General features: G+C 65.9%; 14 protein-coding genes. 3 read left to right on the forward strand and 11 right to left on the reverse strand.

Going from position 1 to position 15802, the window contains the following annotated elements:
* The 10 genes from F618_RS16350 to F618_RS0108970 all read right to left on the reverse strand — a co-directional run.
* A partial coding sequence (locus tag F618_RS16350) for a retention module-containing protein (protein WP_019568353.1) occupies positions 1-1522 on the reverse strand: 1522 nt, incomplete at its 3' end.
* Positions 1523-1838: 316 nt separating this feature from the next.
* Positions 1839-2453: a response regulator transcription factor gene (locus tag F618_RS0108930; RefSeq protein WP_019568354.1), complete on the reverse strand. Its 615-nt coding sequence runs from the start codon at positions 2451-2453 to the stop codon at positions 1839-1841.
* 5 nt (positions 2454-2458) lie between these two features.
* A complete protein-coding gene (locus F618_RS0108935) occupies positions 2459-3877 on the reverse strand; it encodes an HlyD family type I secretion periplasmic adaptor subunit (RefSeq protein WP_019568355.1) in 1419 nt (472 codons plus the stop codon).
* Positions 3874-6006 (reverse strand): type I secretion system permease/ATPase, encoded by a 2133-nt coding sequence (locus F618_RS0108940; protein ID WP_019568356.1) that lies wholly within the window; start codon positions 6004-6006, stop codon positions 3874-3876. The genes F618_RS0108935 and F618_RS0108940 overlap by 4 nt, the downstream gene beginning before the upstream one ends.
* A 236-nt stretch (positions 6007-6242) precedes the next feature.
* Positions 6243-6776 (reverse strand): tRNA adenosine(34) deaminase TadA, encoded by a 534-nt coding sequence (gene tadA, locus F618_RS0108945; RefSeq protein WP_019568357.1) that lies wholly within the window; start codon positions 6774-6776, stop codon positions 6243-6245.
* Positions 6763-7272, reverse strand: coding sequence for a glutathione peroxidase (locus F618_RS0108950; RefSeq protein WP_019568358.1), 510 nt, complete (start codon positions 7270-7272; stop codon positions 6763-6765). Before F618_RS0108950 ends, tadA begins: the two co-directional genes overlap by 14 nt.
* Complete coding sequence (locus F618_RS0108955; RefSeq protein WP_019568359.1) at positions 7269-7940, reverse strand: membrane integrity-associated transporter subunit PqiC; 672 nt, start codon at positions 7938-7940, stop codon at positions 7269-7271. The genes F618_RS0108950 and F618_RS0108955 overlap by 4 nt, the downstream gene beginning before the upstream one ends.
* 3 nt (positions 7941-7943) lie before the next feature.
* Complete coding sequence (locus F618_RS0108960) at positions 7944-8957, reverse strand: MlaD family protein (protein ID WP_019563527.1); 1014 nt, start codon at positions 8955-8957, stop codon at positions 7944-7946.
* A complete protein-coding gene (locus F618_RS0108965; protein WP_019563526.1) occupies positions 8954-9757 on the reverse strand; it encodes an ABC transporter ATP-binding protein in 804 nt (267 codons plus the stop codon). Before F618_RS0108965 ends, F618_RS0108960 begins: the two co-directional genes overlap by 4 nt.
* 3 nt (positions 9758-9760) lie before the next feature.
* Positions 9761-10909 carry an MlaE family lipid ABC transporter permease subunit gene (locus tag F618_RS0108970; RefSeq protein WP_018937739.1) on the reverse strand — a complete coding sequence of 383 codons (1149 nt, stop codon included), beginning with the start codon at positions 10907-10909 and terminating at the stop codon, positions 9761-9763.
* A 124-nt stretch (positions 10910-11033) separates the two neighbouring features.
* On the opposite strand from F618_RS0108970, the gene F618_RS0108975 reads away from it, so the two are divergent.
* From F618_RS0108975 to F618_RS0108985, 3 genes are read left to right on the forward strand one after another with little or no spacing between them, the layout of a single operon-like run.
* On the forward strand, positions 11034-11972 hold the full coding sequence (locus F618_RS0108975; protein ID WP_019568360.1) for a MoxR family ATPase: 939 nt from the start codon (positions 11034-11036) through the stop codon (positions 11970-11972).
* The gene (locus F618_RS0108980; protein ID WP_019568361.1) at positions 11954-12976 is read left to right on the forward strand and encodes a DUF58 domain-containing protein; all 1023 of its coding nucleotides are present in this window, start codon (positions 11954-11956) and stop codon (positions 12974-12976) included. The genes F618_RS0108975 and F618_RS0108980 overlap by 19 nt, the downstream gene beginning before the upstream one ends.
* A 44-nt stretch (positions 12977-13020) precedes the next feature.
* Positions 13021-15027 carry a transglutaminaseTgpA domain-containing protein gene (locus F618_RS0108985; RefSeq protein WP_019568362.1) on the forward strand — a complete coding sequence of 669 codons (2007 nt, stop codon included), beginning with the start codon at positions 13021-13023 and terminating at the stop codon, positions 15025-15027.
* A 115-nt stretch (positions 15028-15142) separates the two neighbouring features.
* On the opposite strand, the gene iscR is transcribed toward F618_RS0108985, so the two are convergent.
* Positions 15143-15622 (reverse strand): Fe-S cluster assembly transcriptional regulator IscR, encoded by a 480-nt coding sequence (gene iscR, locus F618_RS0108990; protein WP_018951746.1) that lies wholly within the window; start codon positions 15620-15622, stop codon positions 15143-15145.
* Positions 15623-15802 lie beyond the last annotated feature (180 nt).

The following is a 15802-nucleotide window of genomic DNA, read 5'->3' on the forward strand; positions in this document are numbered from 1 at the left end:
CGAACGCACCCGTGGCCGTCGCCTCCGCCGTGTTGCCGTCACCATCCGACGCGGTCGCCGTCACCTCGTAGGTCTCGCCGTCCTGGAAGTCCAGACCGTCCAGATCCTCGTCCGACACCGACCAGTCACCGTTATCGCCCGGCGTCACCGTGAACGTTTCGTCCACACCTTCGCCACTGACCACCACCTCGATCGAGGTCGCATTGCTCGAGGTGCCATTGATCTCCGCCGAGACCTCGTTGTTCTCCGATCCCAGCTCGAAGGTCACGTCCACCGTCGGCAGATCGAACGACGCCTGCAAGATTCCCGATTGGTCGACAAAACCCAGGTTGTCAGTCGCTTCGGCAGAAACCGTGTACTCCACCCCTTGCTCGAAACTCAACCCACTCAGGTCGACGACCCATTCGCCGTTCTCCTGCGTCGCATCCACAATTTGGGTCCCGTCGGGCCCAGATACGAACACGATGACGCTAGTTGCATCCGAGGCGCTGATGTTCAGGGATGGATTGGGGGCTCCACCCTCTCCACCATCAAAGCCTTCCGGCGAAAATTCGAAGTTACCGATCTCGACAGAGGGCAGCGTGAATTCGACGTCCAAGGAATCCGACTGCTCGTCACCGTTCTGGTCAACAACGAAGGCCTCGACTTGGAGCTCACCGGGGCTGAGCGAAGTGATGTCAACATTCGTGGCGGTCCAGGTACCGTCTTCCTGGACAATCACTTCTTCATTACCGTTGCCGCCATCCGTGCTGCCAAACTCGACGCTATTACCTTCCGAGTCTGTAATCATCAGACGAATGAATGAACCCGCAGGGATCTCTTCGGTCGTGCCGGAAATGGATGCCATCACCCACTGTTGGGACCCGTCGTCCATCGCAATGCTCAAGACGTCCGACTGAGCATCCATGTTCTGGGGCATAAAGTCGTCGACCGGCCCACGCTCTCCCGGGCCGTACATAAACGACGACACCGAAATCGCGCCAGACGGGGTCACTTCTTCGGGAACGCCGGGCTCACCGGGTTCACCGGTATCCGCTGTCTCACCAAAGGTTCCGCCGTCGTCGACCTCGCCCGGTCCGCGTAAGGAATTCGAGTCATAGGCGTAAGTGACCTGGCCTACTTCCTCGGAGCCGCGAGCGATACGGACGAAGCCACCGCCTTCACCGGCGACACCGCCGTCCAGACCGGCGGCCGGGGCCTCGATCAGATCGGTGATGTCTTCGCCCCGATCCAGAGCCGCAATGATCTCCTCAACGGTGGCGTCGGCCACCTCGGCGTCCTGGGGTTCGGGTTCGGCGGATTCGGCAAGGTCCGGGGTGATGGTGGCCGATTCGTTGCCGGCCAGCGTCATGGTGGACCCGTCCTCGAAGGCCATTTCGATGAAGGCGCCGTCTTCGGCGATCACTTCTTCGCCATGGAAGATTTGGTCGCCCGGCTGCAGGACGCGGGTGTTGCCGTCCTCGTCCCGCGCAATGACAGTGCCGACAATGGATTCAACGGTCGCTACGACGACTTCGGACATGACGATCCCCTTGGATACGGTACTAGTTGAAAGTTTTTGCTGGATAAGATGCTAGGGAAGCAGCCGCTGGCGCGACAGCTGTACTGAAGTACAGGGGGGCAGAAGGAACGGCCGTAGGACTCGACCGGGAAAACCAGATGCACTCGTAACGATGTGGGTCTCGATTTCGGGCGAGATGATTCGCCACATCCACGAACCGAGCGAGTCGAGCCCCGAAGGCGAGCCACCCGTCAGGCGGCGCGGCCCGCAGGATGGTCATGTGGGTCGCGAACCCCATCACCCCCGGACGACGACCAGAAGGATCGCCTGGACCGGATCAGGCCGTGGGCCAGGACTCGCGCAGACGCGTAAGGTGCAGGACGAGCTGGACGCGATCGTCGACGTCGAGCTTCTTGAAGACCGAACCGAGGTGCATCTTGACCGTGCGCTCGGTCATCCCGAGCTGGCGTGCGATTTCCTTGTTGTGCGCGCCTGTGGTCACGGCAAGGGCGACCTGGCGTTCGCGCGGGGTCAGTTCCTCGAAGCCCTCGGGCGGTGTTTCCGGATCACGCGGCTGCGCGCTGCGCACTGTGCGGATCATGCGGGTCATCAAATCCGGGCCCACCCACAGACCGCCCCCGGTGACGGTGGCTGCAATCGTTCGCAGCTGGGCGACGTTCGCCAGGGTGTGGCAGTAACCGTGCGCGCCGGCGTCGAAGGCACGGATGCCTTCTTCGTCGTTCGGGTGGCGGGAGTGCACGATCACGCGGTGCACCCGCGTGCGCTGCTTGACGTGCTGCTCCCAGTCGGCCAGATCCGTGCCCACCCAGCACGCCTCGGCGCCCTCGGGCAACGCCGCGGGAAACGGCGGCCGGAGTACCTGCGCGTCCGGAAACGCCGCCTCCCAGCGCGGCGACGGCCGCGAATCTTGAACGATCAGGAAGATCTGCATGTCTCTCAGCGCTCCGTAAAGGCCAGATCGCCCGCGCGGAGGATCGGCTTCAGCAGGTACTGCAGGATGGTTCGTCGCCCGGTGATGATGTCCACCTGGGCCACCATCCCGGTCATGATCTGGTGCTCCTCGTCGAAGCCGGTCTCCTCGGTCCGCACGCGGACCTTGTAGAAGGTGTTGCCATCGTCGTCCGTGATCGTGTCCGGGCTGATGTGTTCGACCGTCGCCTCCAGCCCGCCATAGATCGCGAAGTCATACGCCGTGAACTTCACCCGCGCCTGCAGGCCCGGCCGTAGATAGGCGATATCCTGTGGCGATACTCGGGCCTCGATCAGGAGTTCGTCCTCCAACGGGACCACCTCCGCCACCTCGCGCCCCGGCGAGATCACGCCGCCCCGAGTGGTCACGAACATCCTCTGCACAATCCCGGTCATCGGGGAGCGCACCTCGGACAGGCGCACACGGTCCTCGAGCCCTTCGGTCCCCTCGGCCAGCTCCTGCAGGCGTCCAAGCGTGTCGGCCAGCTCGGCGCGCCACTGGTTGCGGAAATTGAGCCGCACCTCGCGGATCTTCTCTTCCGCCTCCTCGATGGCGGCATTCAGGCGGGCGATCTGCGCCGTAGCCTGGTCGCGATCCCCACGCGCGTTGGACACCTCCCGCTGCAGGCGGAGCACTTCCACCTCCGAAACCGCCCCGCTTTGAACCAGCGGCTCGGTAACGTCCAGTTCCCGGCTGGCCAGTTCCAGTGCCCGCACGGCCTGGGTGCGGCGCGCCCGTACCTCGTTCAACTCCTCCTGGCGCTGGCGCATCTGTTCCTCGGCAATCCGGATGCGCGAGTTCAGTTCCGCCAGGCTTTCTTCATACAGTTGCTGTTCCTGCTCGACGATAGCGGGTGGGCCCTGCTGCAAGTCCGGCGTAACCAGGAAGGGCGTATCCGAAAGCAACGCGATCAGCCGGGCTTGCCGGGCGCGGAGCGAAAATTCGCTCGCGCGCGCTTCGCCCAGATCGGAAAGGAAGCGGGTGGGGTCGATCCGCACCAGGACATCGCCGCGCTCAACGACGTCACCCTCGCGCGCCAGAATCTCCGAGACCACACCCCCATCCATCGATTGCAGCACCTGGAGGTTCTGTGAGGGGATCACGCGCCCATCGCCCCGCGCGACCTCGTCGATCTCCGCCACCGAGGCCCAATACACGAGCAAGGCGAGCGTCACCAGAATCCCGTACAGCAGCGCACGGGCACGCAACGGCTTTTCCTGAATCTGGGTCCAGTCGGCATCCGAAGCCCAGTTCCGGTGGTCCGCGCCCTCCTTAGTCAGCCAGGGCCGAAAGATCCGGTCCACCATGGGCGCGCCGACCTTGCCGGCGCGATCCATCCCGCGCCCGAGGTCTTCGAACCCCTGTCCTTCCTTTCGCTTGCTCACGCCTGTGCCTTCCCGACGCGGCCTTCCCGCAGGGCCTGGACCACCTGGTCTTTCGGCCCGTCCGCCACCACGCGGCCCTGATCCAGCACAATGATGCGGTCCACCAGCTCCAGCAGCGAGGTGCGATGGGTCACGATCACCGTCGTGCGGCCCTCCATGAATTCGGCCAGGCGACGCTTCATCGCCTGCTCGGTCGAGTTGTCCATGGAGCTGGTGGGTTCGTCCAGCAGGAGCATGTTCGGCTCGTGTAGCACCGCGCGGGCCACCCCGACACTCTGTTTCTGGCCTCCCGACAGGCGCCCGCCGCGCTCCCCGACTTGCATGTCGATGCCCTGCGGATGGGTGTTGATCAGGTCCTCGATACCGGATATCCCGATCGCCTTGCGAATCGCCTCGTCCGAAGCCAGCGGATCACTGGCGACCAGGTTTTCCCGGAGGCTACCGTAGAACAGCGTCACCTCCTGACCCACATACCCCAAGGAACGCCGCAGCTCCGCCGGGTCGAGCTGCCGCACGTCGATGCCGTCGACCATCACCGCGCCGCCGGTTGGCTGGTACAGGCCCATGATCAGCTTGGCCAGTGTGCTCTTGCCGGAACCGACCCGCCCCAGGATCGCCACATGCTCCCCCGGCTGGATGCGCAACGAGACGTTGCGCAAGGCCGGGTTGGGCTGCTCGGGGTAGGCAAAGTCCACATTGCGGAACTCGATTGCCCCCTCGAAGCGATCGCGGCTGAGGAACGTGGATTCCGGTGGCCGCTCCACCGGCAGCGTCATGATCTCGTTAAGGGAGCCCAGCGCGGTGGAAGCCTGGTGGTATTGCATCAACAGCCCCGCGGTCTGGCTGATCGGCGCCATCGCCCGGGAGGAAATCAGGTAGGCGGCAATCAGGCCGCCCATCGACAGATCGCCCTCCATCAGCAGGAACACGCCAAGGACAATAATGGCCACCCCGACCGTGTGCTGCGCCCATAGCGCTGTATGGGTAACGCTCGCCGTGAGCAGGCGATTCTGCGCACTGGTGCGGGCCAGATGCGCCGTCGAACGCTCCCAGGTCGCCTGGACTCGCCCCTCGGCGCTCAGCGCCTTCAGGGTCTCCGCACCGGCAAGGCTTTCCACCAGCGTGGAGTTGCGCTGCGCTGCGACGCGGTAGCTCTCCTCCGCCAGCGCATGCAGCTTGCGGTGGATCGCCGTCGCGTACAGCAACAACACCAGCGCACCGATCACCACCGGTACCGCCAGCGGCCAGGCGATCAGCGCGATGATCGCAATGAACAACAGCGCAAACGGCAGATCGACAAAAGCGATGATCGTCGCCGAAGAGATGAAGCTGCGCACCGACTCGAACGCGCCGATATTGGACGCGAACGAGCCCACCGAGGCCGGCCGATGCTCCATGCGCAGCCCCAGCACCCGCTCCATGATGTGCGAGGACAGCTTTACGTCCGCCCGCATCGCGGCCTTGTCGACAAAATGACTGCGCATGGTGCGCAAGACCAGATCGGCGATCAGCACGATCACCACGCCCGCGGCGAACATGAAGAGTGTTTCCGTCGCGTGGTTGGGGACGACGCGGTCGTACACGTTCAGCACGAACAGCGGCATCGCCAGGGCAAAGAGGTTGATCATGACCGCCGCCACGAGCACGTCGCGGTACAACGGCCGATTCTCGCGAATGACCCGCCAGAACCAGTGTCCCTTGTCTTCCTTCGACACGCGTGGTGCCCGCGCGTCCAGGCGGAACTCGGGGCGAACGTAGATCGCGCGGCCCAGATAGCGTGCCTTCAGACGATCGAGCGGGACTTCGATCACCGCGTCACCCACCTCCGGGTCGACGACGCGGGCCACGCTCTTGTCCTCGTTCCAGCCCACCAGGACCCAGGCCTCGTGGTTGTCGAGCAGCAGCAGGGCCGGCAGGAGCTCCTCTTTCAGCGCCCGCGGCTCGCGGGTCACCGTGCGCGTGGTCATCCCCGCGCGCCGGGCGGCACGATCCACCAGGCCCGGGCTGAGACGCCCGTCTTCCAGGGGAAGGCCGGCACGGGCCGAATCCGCCGTCAGGTTCAGGCCATGGGTACGCGCTATGAGGATCAGCCCGCCCAGAAGGGGATCGGGACGATCGCTTGCATCCAAAACCGGGAGAGATTCCGTGGCGGCCGTCGCATCGCCCACAGGCCCTGCTGCGGCCTCTTGTTCGTCCGGTTTCGACCTCGCGGTATCGTCCGGTTCATCGGCATCGTGGCGGTTGATAGGTATCCCTCAGAAGGCAGCTTCAAAGCGGGGGCGGGTGCCCGATCCATCAACGCCCCCCGTAATGTCGATTGCGTCACAACTTTGCCTCGGGCGACCCTGCCAGCACAAGGCGGTCACTACCCATCGACTAACGGCGAATTAACGCGCCGGCGGGCGCGAAAGAAACGACGCAGCTGATCGCCCGCCTCGTCTCCCCGAACACCGCGCAATACCTCGATATGGTGGTTATGAGAGGGATGGTGAATCAGGTCCAGGGCACCGCCAACAGCGCCTGTGCGGGGGTCGACTGCGCCGAAAACCAGCCGCGCCACCCTTGCGTGAATCATGGCTCCGGCACACATACTGCATGGCTCCAGAGTCACATAGAGCGTGGTACCCGGAAGCCGGTAGTTCCGCAGTCTTTCGCCGGCCGCACGCAACACCCGGACCTCGGCGTGGGAGGTCGGGTCGTGCTGCGCGATCGGGGCGTTGTGACAGGACGCCAAACAGGTTCCATCGGCGGCCACCAGCACCGCCCCGACCGGGACCTCGCCCAATTCGGCGGCACGTCCGGCCTCTTCCAGGGCCCGGGCCATCCAGAAGTCGTGGGCCTCCGGTTGCTCCGGCCGAGGTCCATCGGCCCCGGCGGGCACCGGACTAGCGTCCGCCATCGGCCTGCGGTCCGGGCTTGGCCAGCGCCGACTCAATCGCGTGCGCCAGGTCGGCCGGCTTTTTCTGCGGGGCGAACCGGTCGATCACGCGGCCGTCGCGGCCGACCAGGAACTTGGTGAAGTTCCACTTGATGCCCTGCGTTCCCAGGGCACCCGGCGCCTGTGCCTTGAGGTGCCGGTAGAGCGGATGCGCACCGTCCCCGTTCACTTCGATCCTGGCGAATACCGGGAACGAGGCCCCGAATCTCACCCCGCAGGCCCGAATCTGGTCCGCATCACCCGGCTCCTGCCCGCCAAACTGGTTGCAGGGAAATCCCAGCACCCGGAACCCTTGTTCGGCGTAGCGATCATGCAGGGCCTGCAGGCCCTCGTACTGGGGGGTAAAACCGCACTCGCTCGCGACGTTCACGATGAGCAGGACATCACCCCGCCAGTCCGCCAACGGCTGCTCGCCTCCCTCCGGCAACGGCGCGGAAAAGTCGAAAACGTCGCTCATTCGCGGGCCTCCCCTTCGGCTTCGCGCAGCAGTTCGTGCTCCAGCTCCGCGAGGACATCAGCGGTCGCCTGCGACAACGCGGAGACCAGGCGCGCCGCCGAACGCCGGTCGATGGTGTGTTGTGCCTCCATGTGGACCAGGCGGGAACGCTCCGCCGTGCGCAACTGGGTCCGCAGGCCCACGCGGCCCATTCCCCGCACAGGTTGTTCGGCATCCGCCGCCGGAAGCGAGTCCAGGTTCGCGGCGTCGAGATCGCCATAGAGGGCCGTCACCAGCAGGTGAAGCTCCACTGCGGGTCGCCCCTCGGCCCGGACGTCAGCCGCGCTACCGACCAGTTCGACGGCCGCACCCTCCCGCGTCCAGCGCTCGCGCAACAGCTGCTCGATCTGTTCGCCCGGGGTCAGAAACCATTCGTTGTAGTAGTCGGATTCGTAACGATGGTCGCCCAGGCGGTAGACCAACCCCTTGCCGGAGTAGGCCGGCGCCACGCGCACCGAGCCCAGTTCGACCGCCAGGGGACGATCCGTTTCGGCCTGCAGAGGGGCCGGTTCGGCCGGTAACTCCAGCAGGAACCATGACCGGTCCACCGCATCGCGCTCGGGAATCAACGTGCAACCGCCCAGAAGCCAGGCCGTCAGCAGTACGGCGGGTAAGGCCCATCGGATCATCAGTTACTCCTCGTCCATCGTGCTGCGCGGCGGCGGCGCACCAAACAGTGCACCGCCCGGATTACGGCGAACATCGTCCGACAGACTACGCAATCCACCCATCGCGGCCTGCAGTTCGTCGAGGGTTTCCAGCAACTTGCCCTCGCTCACGTCCATTCCACGATTCAGGCGCTCCACCATCGAATCCATCCGGTCCACCAGACGTCCGACATCGGCGGCCTCGGCGGTCTCGCGCAGCTCGCGCAGCGCGGCGCGGGTCTCGCTGGGCAGGGCCTGGGTATCCGGGTGTTCGACCAGACGCTCCACCGACTCCATCACCCGGTTCGCCGTGCGGGTCGTGGTCTTCAGCTCTTCGATCATTTCATCCGCCTGTTCCGCCAGGCGCCCGGTATCCAGTTCGCTGAGCGCGGTGTCCACCGTGATCAGCAGGCTGGTCAGGTTATCCACGACACCCTCGATATCCAGCTCGTCGATGCGCTTGAGCAGGCTTTCTGCATATTCGAGGAACTGCATTGCGGTACTGGGCGCCGACGGGACATAGATCGAATGCGGCTCCCAGTCATGCGCCAGTGGGGGATGAGTCTCCGGGTCGGAGAAATCCGTCTCCAGGTAGTTCATGCCGGTGATCCCCTGCGCCGCCATGCGCACGCGCAGACCCGCGTCGATCAGGCTCTCGAGAATACGGTTCTCGAATTCGCCTTCCTGTGCACTGGCGGCGAAACGGTCCGGATACAGCCGTGCCCGCACCATCACGTAGCGCCGGCGATCACGCGGGCGCACGTCGGATTCATACACCACCGAGGTAAACGTCAAATCAGTGACCTCCCCGATGTTCACGCCGCGAAACTTCACCGGCGCGCCCACCTCCAGGCCCTGCACCGAGGAATCCATGTACGTCTCGATCTGGATGGACGGACGCAGCAGGTTACCCGCCGTCAGGATCAGCAATGCCGCCACCAGGGCCGCCAGCCCGCCGAGGATGAACAACCCCAGCCGGAAATGATGTCGGGCACTCATGCGGGCCTCTCTTCGTCGGAATCCGTCCGCCGCAGGAACCGCTGCACCCACGGATGATTCGATGTGTCACGCAGGGTCGCCGGGTCGCCCTCGGCTGCAATCCCCTGGCTTTCCTTGTCGAGCATAATCACCCGGTCGGCAATCGCAAAAATGCTGGCCAGTTCGTGGCTGACAATCACCATGGTCATGCCCAGGGTCCGCGCCAGGCGCTGGATCAGCCGATCCAGGTCCGCCGAGGTAATCGGGTCCAGCCCGGCCGAGGGCTCGTCCAGGAACAGGACCTCCGGGTCCAGCACCATGGCGCGCGCGATGGCCGCGCGTTTCTGCATGCCACCGCTGATCTCCGAGGGCATGAAATCGGCAAACGAACCCAACCCCACCAGCTGCAGACGGGCGCGCGCGATGGCGTCCATCGCCTGGCGCGGCAATTTCGTATGCACCTCCAGCGGCAGACGCACGTTTTCCAGCAGGGTCATCGACCCGAATAATGCGCCCATCTGGTACATAACGCCGACCCGCCGCAGAATCGCCTCGCGCTGCGCGCCCTCCGCTTCGGCGATATCCGACCCGGCTACCCAGATATGCCCGGCCTGCGGCCGGTTAAGCCCGATCATGTGCTTGAGAAGCGTGCTCTTGCCACTACCGGAGCCCCCCAGGATGACGAAGATCTCGCCCCGGCGAACATCGAAGTTCAGGTCGCGCATCAGCACAAGGTCATCGAAACCCATGGTCAGCCCGCGAACACGGATAACCACTTCGCCTTGCGTGCCATCCGGGACGGTCATGCCCGCGTCGGTCATGCCTCAGACCCCCAGATGGTAGAACAGCACGGCGAACACGCCGTCCAGCACCACAATGAGAATGATGGATGTCACTACCGCGCTGGTGGTGGAAAGCCCGACCGAGGCAGCCCCGCTACCGGTCTGCAATCCGCGCAGACAGCCTACCCCGGCGACCACCAGGCCGAACACCACCGCCTTGACCAGCCCGGAAAAAAGGTCCGAAAGTGACAGCGCGGACGTCACCTGATTGAAGAACGCCACCCAGGGAATGCCGAAGCCCTGCATCACCACCGCAGCGCCGATCAGCCCGATCATGTTCGCGTACAGGGCCAGTAACGGCGCAACCAGCAACCCCGCGAGCACCTTCGGCAACACAAGAAAACGCACCGGATCCAGCCCCATTGTCTTCAGGGCGTTGACCTCTTCGTTCACCTTCATCGTGCCGATCTCGGCCGCGAAGGCGGCCCCCGAGCGGCCCGCCAGCAGGATCGCCATCATCAACGGCCCCAGTTCGCGGAACAGCGAGACCGCGACCAGGTTGGCCACGAAGATCTCGCCCCCGAACTGGCGCATCGCGATCGCCGACTGAAAGGCCAGGATCACGCCCAGCAGGAAGGCAATCAGCGAAACAATCGGCAAGGCCTGGAAGCCCGCCGCCTCCGCCACCCGCAGGGTATCGCCCCACCGCACCTGGCGCGGGTGGCGCAGGGCACTGCCCACGGCTCGGGTCAACTCGCCGACAAAGCTGAACTGCGAGTGTGCCGCACGCCCTACCCGGTCCACGCCGTCCATCCAGCCCTGCCACCAGCCACGTCCATCGGCGGCGCGAGCCGGCTCGACCGCATCCAGCTCGCGGTACGGGGCAAGCTGCTCCTCGACCATCCGGCCCATACCCTCGAACCGGACCTCCGCATCTGCGCGCGCAAAGTCTTGCTCCAGCGCATGCAGCAACGCCGCCCCCGCCCCGTCGCAATACTCGACGCCCCGCAGGTCCACCAGCACCGCACCCGCCGCCTGCTGCCCCAGATCGCGGGCACGGCGCCGCAGCGAGCCCCAGTGTTGCTCTACGGCATGCACATCCAGCCGCCCCGACAGGCGCAGCCGGGGCGCGGGATCGACTGTGGCATCATATTCGAACGGGGGTTCCGCACTGGCGGCCGTGGAATCCATCGCGTGACTCGCGGAAAACGAGCCTTCATGGTAGCCGCATCCTGGCACCTGGAACCATTCGCCGGTGAAGAACTCTTCAAGGCAGACTGCCAATCCATCCGCCGCAACCAACAACGAGGCTCGAATGTCATCGGCCAAGGACGCCCTGCAACAGGTAGAACACGCACTGAACGAGGTCCTCCTTGGCAAACCCGAGCCGGTCCGCCTGGCGCTGGCCTGCCTGCTGGCCAATGGGCACCTGTTGATCGAGGACGTGCCCGGGGTGGGCAAGACCACCCTGGCCCACGCCCTGGCCCGGGCGATGAACCTCGAGTACCAGCGCGTGCAGTTCACCAGTGACCTGCTGCCCGGCGATGTCCTCGGCGTCTCCATCTTCGAGCAGGCCAGCGGCCAGTTCCGCTTCCACCCCGGGCCGATCTTCACCCAGGTCCTGCTCGCCGACGAGATCAACCGCGCGCCCCCGAAGACCCAGAGTGCCCTGCTGGAAGCAATGGAAGAGCGCCAGGCCAGCGTGGAGGGCGCCACCCGCGAATTGCCGGTGCCATTTTTCGTCATCGCCACCCAGAATCCGGAGGAGCAGGTCGGCACCCACCCGCTGCCTGAATCCCAGCTCGACCGGTTCCTTATGCGCATCCAGCTTGGCTACCCGGACGCCGGCGCCGAACGGGCCCTGCTGGAACGCAGCGGGCCCGCCCCCGCGGCCGCACCGGTGGCGGAGAGCCACCCCACCCCGCCCCGCCTGGTGGCCCCGCACCAGTTGCGGGAGTGGCAGGACCGGGTGGCCGAGGTCCATGCCGGCGCTGAGGTCCTCGACTATCTCCAGGGCCTGATCAGTGCCAGCCGCGACCGAGCGCGCTTCGCCCACGGCCTGTCACCGCGTGCCGGGCTGGGGCTGCTGCGTGCGGCCCGGGCCTACGCCTTCCTGGAGGGCCGTGACTACACGACACCCGACGATATCGCCCACGTATTGCCAGCCGTTGCCGGGCATCGGGTGCGCGCACGCGAGCCGGAGGCCCCCGAACGCACGGTCGCGCGCCTGATGGAATGCGTCCCGACTCCGTGACCGGACCCGCCCGCTCGCGCGGCCGCATGGCCCGCCTGCGCGACGATGCCATCCGCTGGATCACCCGGCGCCACGCACACGATGGCGACCAGGCGCACCTCGGGCGCGACCGCATCTACATCCTGCCCACGCGTGCCGGGTACACCCTGTTCGGCATCATCCTGGTGATGCTCCTGGGATCGATCAACTACTCCAACAACATGGCGTTCCTGCTGACCTTCCTGCTGGTGGGCATCGGCCATAACGCCATGTGGTACACCCATCGCAACCTGCTGGGTTTGCAGGTCTCCACCCTGCCCGTCCCTGCGGTATTTGCCGGTCAACCGCTGACCCTCCCGCTACGCCTGAGCGAGACCGCTGGACGGGCCCGCGAGGCCCTGGTCCTGCGCATCGGGACGCACACCAGCGCCCCCTTCCCGGTCCTGGCACAGGGGACCCATACCGCACAGCTGGAGCTGCCCGGACTCGCACGCGGCGTCTACCGCCTGCCACGCCAGCGGCTGGACACACGCTACCCGCTGGGCATCCTGGAGGTCTGGAGCTGGCTGACCCTGGCGCCGGAGATCGTGGTCTACCCGGCGCCGATCGATCCGGGACACACCGCCGGGGACGATGGCGAAGAAGCCGCAGGGGCGTACGACCGGCGCGAGGGCGATGCGCCCGACCAGATCCGCCCCTACCGCACAGGCGATCCACCCGGTCGCATCGTCTGGAAGGCCTTCGCCCGCAGCGGCAAGCTGCATGTCCGTGAATTCGCCAGCGGCCAGGGTGATCGTCTGTGGCTGGAATGGGGGGCCATGCCCGCCTCCGATACCGAGACCCGCCTGTCCATGCTGTGCCATCAGGTACTCGCGGCCCACGCGGAGGGCCGCGTCTTCGGCCTGCGCCTGCCCGACCAGGCCCTGGAGCCGGCCCAGGGGGTCGTTCACCGCGATCACTGCCTGCATGCCCTTGCGCGGTTCCGCAGCACCCCGGTCGAAATGAACCCGGAGCCGGGCCCATGAGAGACAAGACCGCCAGGCCTGCAGACCACACGGATCTGCGCGGATTGGAGCTGGCCCTGGTCGCCCTGCCGGTCGCCGCCCTGCCACACGTCTGGCATCAGCCACCGTGGATCACCGTGCTGGTCGTGCTCGCGATCGCCGCGCGGGCGTGGCTGCTGGGCACGGGCCGCCCCGCGCCTTCGCTGGGCGTGATGAGCGTACTGGCCGTGATCGCCGGTGGCCTGACCTTCGCGCAGTTTGGCACCGTATTCGGCCAGGAGGCCGGCACCGCGCTGCTGCTGGTGATGATCGCCTTCAAGTTGCTGGAGACCCGCAACCGCCGCGACATCGTGATCGCACTGTTCCTCGGCTACTTCGTGGTGGTCACCACCTATTTCTTCGACCAATCCATCTTGATCGCGGCCTATTCGCTCCTGGCCACCTGGCTGCTCACCGCCGCGCTGATCCAGGTGCATGCCGGACGCGTGATCCCCCGCCCGCGCCTCGCGCGGCAGGCGGGCGCCATGCTGCTGCATGCCCTGCCCTTCATGCTGATCCTGTTCTTCGTCTTTCCGCGCGTCGAGGGTCCGCTGTGGGGCGACCCACAACGCGAGCAGACCGCGCGCACCGGGTTATCCGGCGAGCTCAATCCCGGCGATATCGCCAACCTGCTGCAGGACGAAACGACCGCGCTGCGGGTCGAATTCGACCGCCAGGTGCCGCCCCTGCGGGCGCAATACTGGCGCGCCCTGGTCATGACGGACTTCGATGGCCGACGCTGGTCCGCAGACGAAAATCGCTCGGTGATCCAGCCCACGGCCGCCGACACCGACAACGTCATCCGCTACACCGCCACCCTGGAGCCCACCCGAGCGCGCTATCTGCCGATGCTGGATTACCCAAGCGCCCTGCCCGAGGATGCCGAGCTGCGCGCGAACTACCAAGTCCTGCGCGATCGCCCCGTGACCAGCCGCATCCAGTACAGCGCCGAGGCCGCCCTGACCACCCCACCCGGAGCGGGCGAACCCACACTGGATCCACAGGAGCGTACCCGCGCACTGCACCTGCCGACTTCCGCCGCGCCCCGGTCGCGGGCCGAGGTTGCCCTGTGGCGCGCCACCCACGGAGACGACGATCGCGCCATCATCCAGGCGGCCCTGCAACGCTTCAGCGCCGAGCCATACCGCTACACTCTCCAGCCGCCACGCCTCGAAGACGACACCACCGACACCTTCCTGTTCGAGACCCAGGCCGGTTACTGCGAGCATTATGCCTCCGCGTTTGCAGTCCTGATGCGCGCGGCCGATATCCCGACCCGCGTCGTCACCGGCTACCAGGGCGGAGCATGGCAGGCCCGTGGCGAATACCTGCGCCTGCGCAACGCCGATGCCCACGCCTGGAACGAGGTCTGGCTGGATGGCGAAGGCTGGATCCGGGTCGACCCCACCGCCGCCATCGCACCCGAACGCATCGAACAGGGGCTGCCCGGGCTGGCCAGCGACACCGGCGAGGAGATACCCGGCTTTCTTCGCCGCGGGGAGGGGCTCTCCTGGCTGCAGCGGGCGCGCTTCGGGATGGACGACTGGGGCGACTTCGTACGCTTTCGCTGGGAAAGCTGGGTGCTGGCCTTCGACCCCGAACGCCAGCGCGAGCTGTTCGCTCGCCTCGGGCTGGATTCGCAGGACTGGCGCTCGGTCCTGATCGCGCTGGGGGCTGGGTTCGGCAGCCTGGCACTGATCGCCCTGACCTGGGTAGGGCTGCGCCGGCCACGCCAGCGGCACGCACCCGCCGATCGCGTGCTGCAACGACTATCGCGCCGCATCGCGCGCCACGACCGCCGCCTGGCGCGCCAGGCCCACGAACCTGTGGATGCCTGGTCCCGCCGCGTCGCACGGGCGCGCCCGGATCTGAGGGAATCCTTGAAGGCCTTCGCAGAGGCCTACAACCGCCAGCGTTTCGCCCCGTTGACGCCCGAACAACGCCGGGAGGATTTGCGTCACCTGCGCAGCCTGCTGTACGCGGTACCGCGCGGGAAGCCGCCCGCGCCCGGACCGGACCCTGCCCACGCGTAGTGCGCGCCCGTGTTTCCGGCGCCCCAAAACGACTCGGGGCCGCCCGGTCTGTCTGACCCGGACGGCCCCGTTTTCTGTCCACGATCCGCGTGAGCGAATCGCCCCGAATAACGCCTTATGCCGCGTCGTTACGGAAGATGAAGTGGTGCCGGGCACCACGCCGCTCGTCCTGACGCCGCGCGACCTTCTGCACCTCGGGACGGTTGGCAAACTGCGCCAGGGTAATCCCGTCGAGGAAGTCGTAGAGCTGCTGGCTCAGGTCGTCCCACAGCTCGTGGGTCAGGCAGCGATCGCCGTCCTGGCAGTCCTTGTGGCCCTTGCAGCGCGTCACGTCGACTGTTTCATCGACCGCCGTAATGATGTTGGCAATGCTGATCTGGTCCGCACGCTTGGCCAGGCGATAACCGCCACCCGGGCCCCGCACGCCTTCCACCAGATCGGCCTTGCGCAGCTTGGCGAACAGCTGCTCGAGGTAGGACAGCGAAATGCCCTGGCACTGCGAGATGTCGGCAAGCGTCACGGGCCCGATCCGGTCGTGAATCGCGAGATCCATCATGGCCGTCACTGCATAGCGGCCCTTGGTTGAGAGTTTCATGCTTGTTGCCTCCGAATAACCTTGAGTATGTGTCCTGCTCGACATCCGTTCGCAGGCTGGCATCCATTCTTAATTCCTGACAACGCCTGTCAAGAATAATTCCTTATTTACCTGACAATGGTAGTCGGGAATAATTCCCTCATTCTAGCAGGCGAATGAAGAAAGATCACGGAATGCTAA

It is taken from the genome of Thioalkalivibrio sp. ALMg13-2, assembly GCF_000381185.1.
Lineage (GTDB): Bacteria > Pseudomonadota > Gammaproteobacteria > Ectothiorhodospirales > Ectothiorhodospiraceae > Thioalkalivibrio > Thioalkalivibrio versutus.

What these genes read in the sequence shown, in the direction of transcription:
- F618_RS0108930 (WP_019568354.1), bottom strand. Translation starts at nt 2,453, where the DNA reads ATGCAGATCTTCCTGATCGTTCAAGATTCGCGGCCGTCGCCGCGCTGG.
- tadA (WP_019568357.1), bottom strand. Translation starts at nt 6,776, where the DNA reads ATGGCGGACGCTAGTCCGGTGCCCGCCGGGGCCGATGGACCTCGGCCG.
- F618_RS0108950 (WP_019568358.1), bottom strand. Translation starts at nt 7,272, where the DNA reads ATGAGCGACGTTTTCGACTTTTCCGCGCCGTTGCCGGAGGGAGGCGAG.
- F618_RS0108955 (WP_019568359.1), bottom strand. Translation starts at nt 7,940, where the DNA reads ATGATCCGATGGGCCTTACCCGCCGTACTGCTGACGGCCTGGCTTCTG.
- F618_RS0108960 (WP_019563527.1), bottom strand. Translation starts at nt 8,957, where the DNA reads ATGAGTGCCCGACATCATTTCCGGCTGGGGTTGTTCATCCTCGGCGGG.
- F618_RS0108965 (WP_019563526.1), bottom strand. Translation starts at nt 9,757, where the DNA reads ATGACCGACGCGGGCATGACCGTCCCGGATGGCACGCAAGGCGAAGTG.
- F618_RS0108970 (WP_018937739.1), bottom strand. Translation starts at nt 10,909, where the DNA reads ATGGATTCCACGGCCGCCAGTGCGGAACCCCCGTTCGAATATGATGCC.
- F618_RS0108975 (WP_019568360.1), top strand. Translation starts at nt 11,034, where the DNA reads ATGTCATCGGCCAAGGACGCCCTGCAACAGGTAGAACACGCACTGAAC.
- F618_RS0108980 (WP_019568361.1), top strand. Translation starts at nt 11,954, where the DNA reads ATGCGTCCCGACTCCGTGACCGGACCCGCCCGCTCGCGCGGCCGCATG.
- iscR (WP_018951746.1), bottom strand. Translation starts at nt 15,622, where the DNA reads ATGAAACTCTCAACCAAGGGCCGCTATGCAGTGACGGCCATGATGGAT.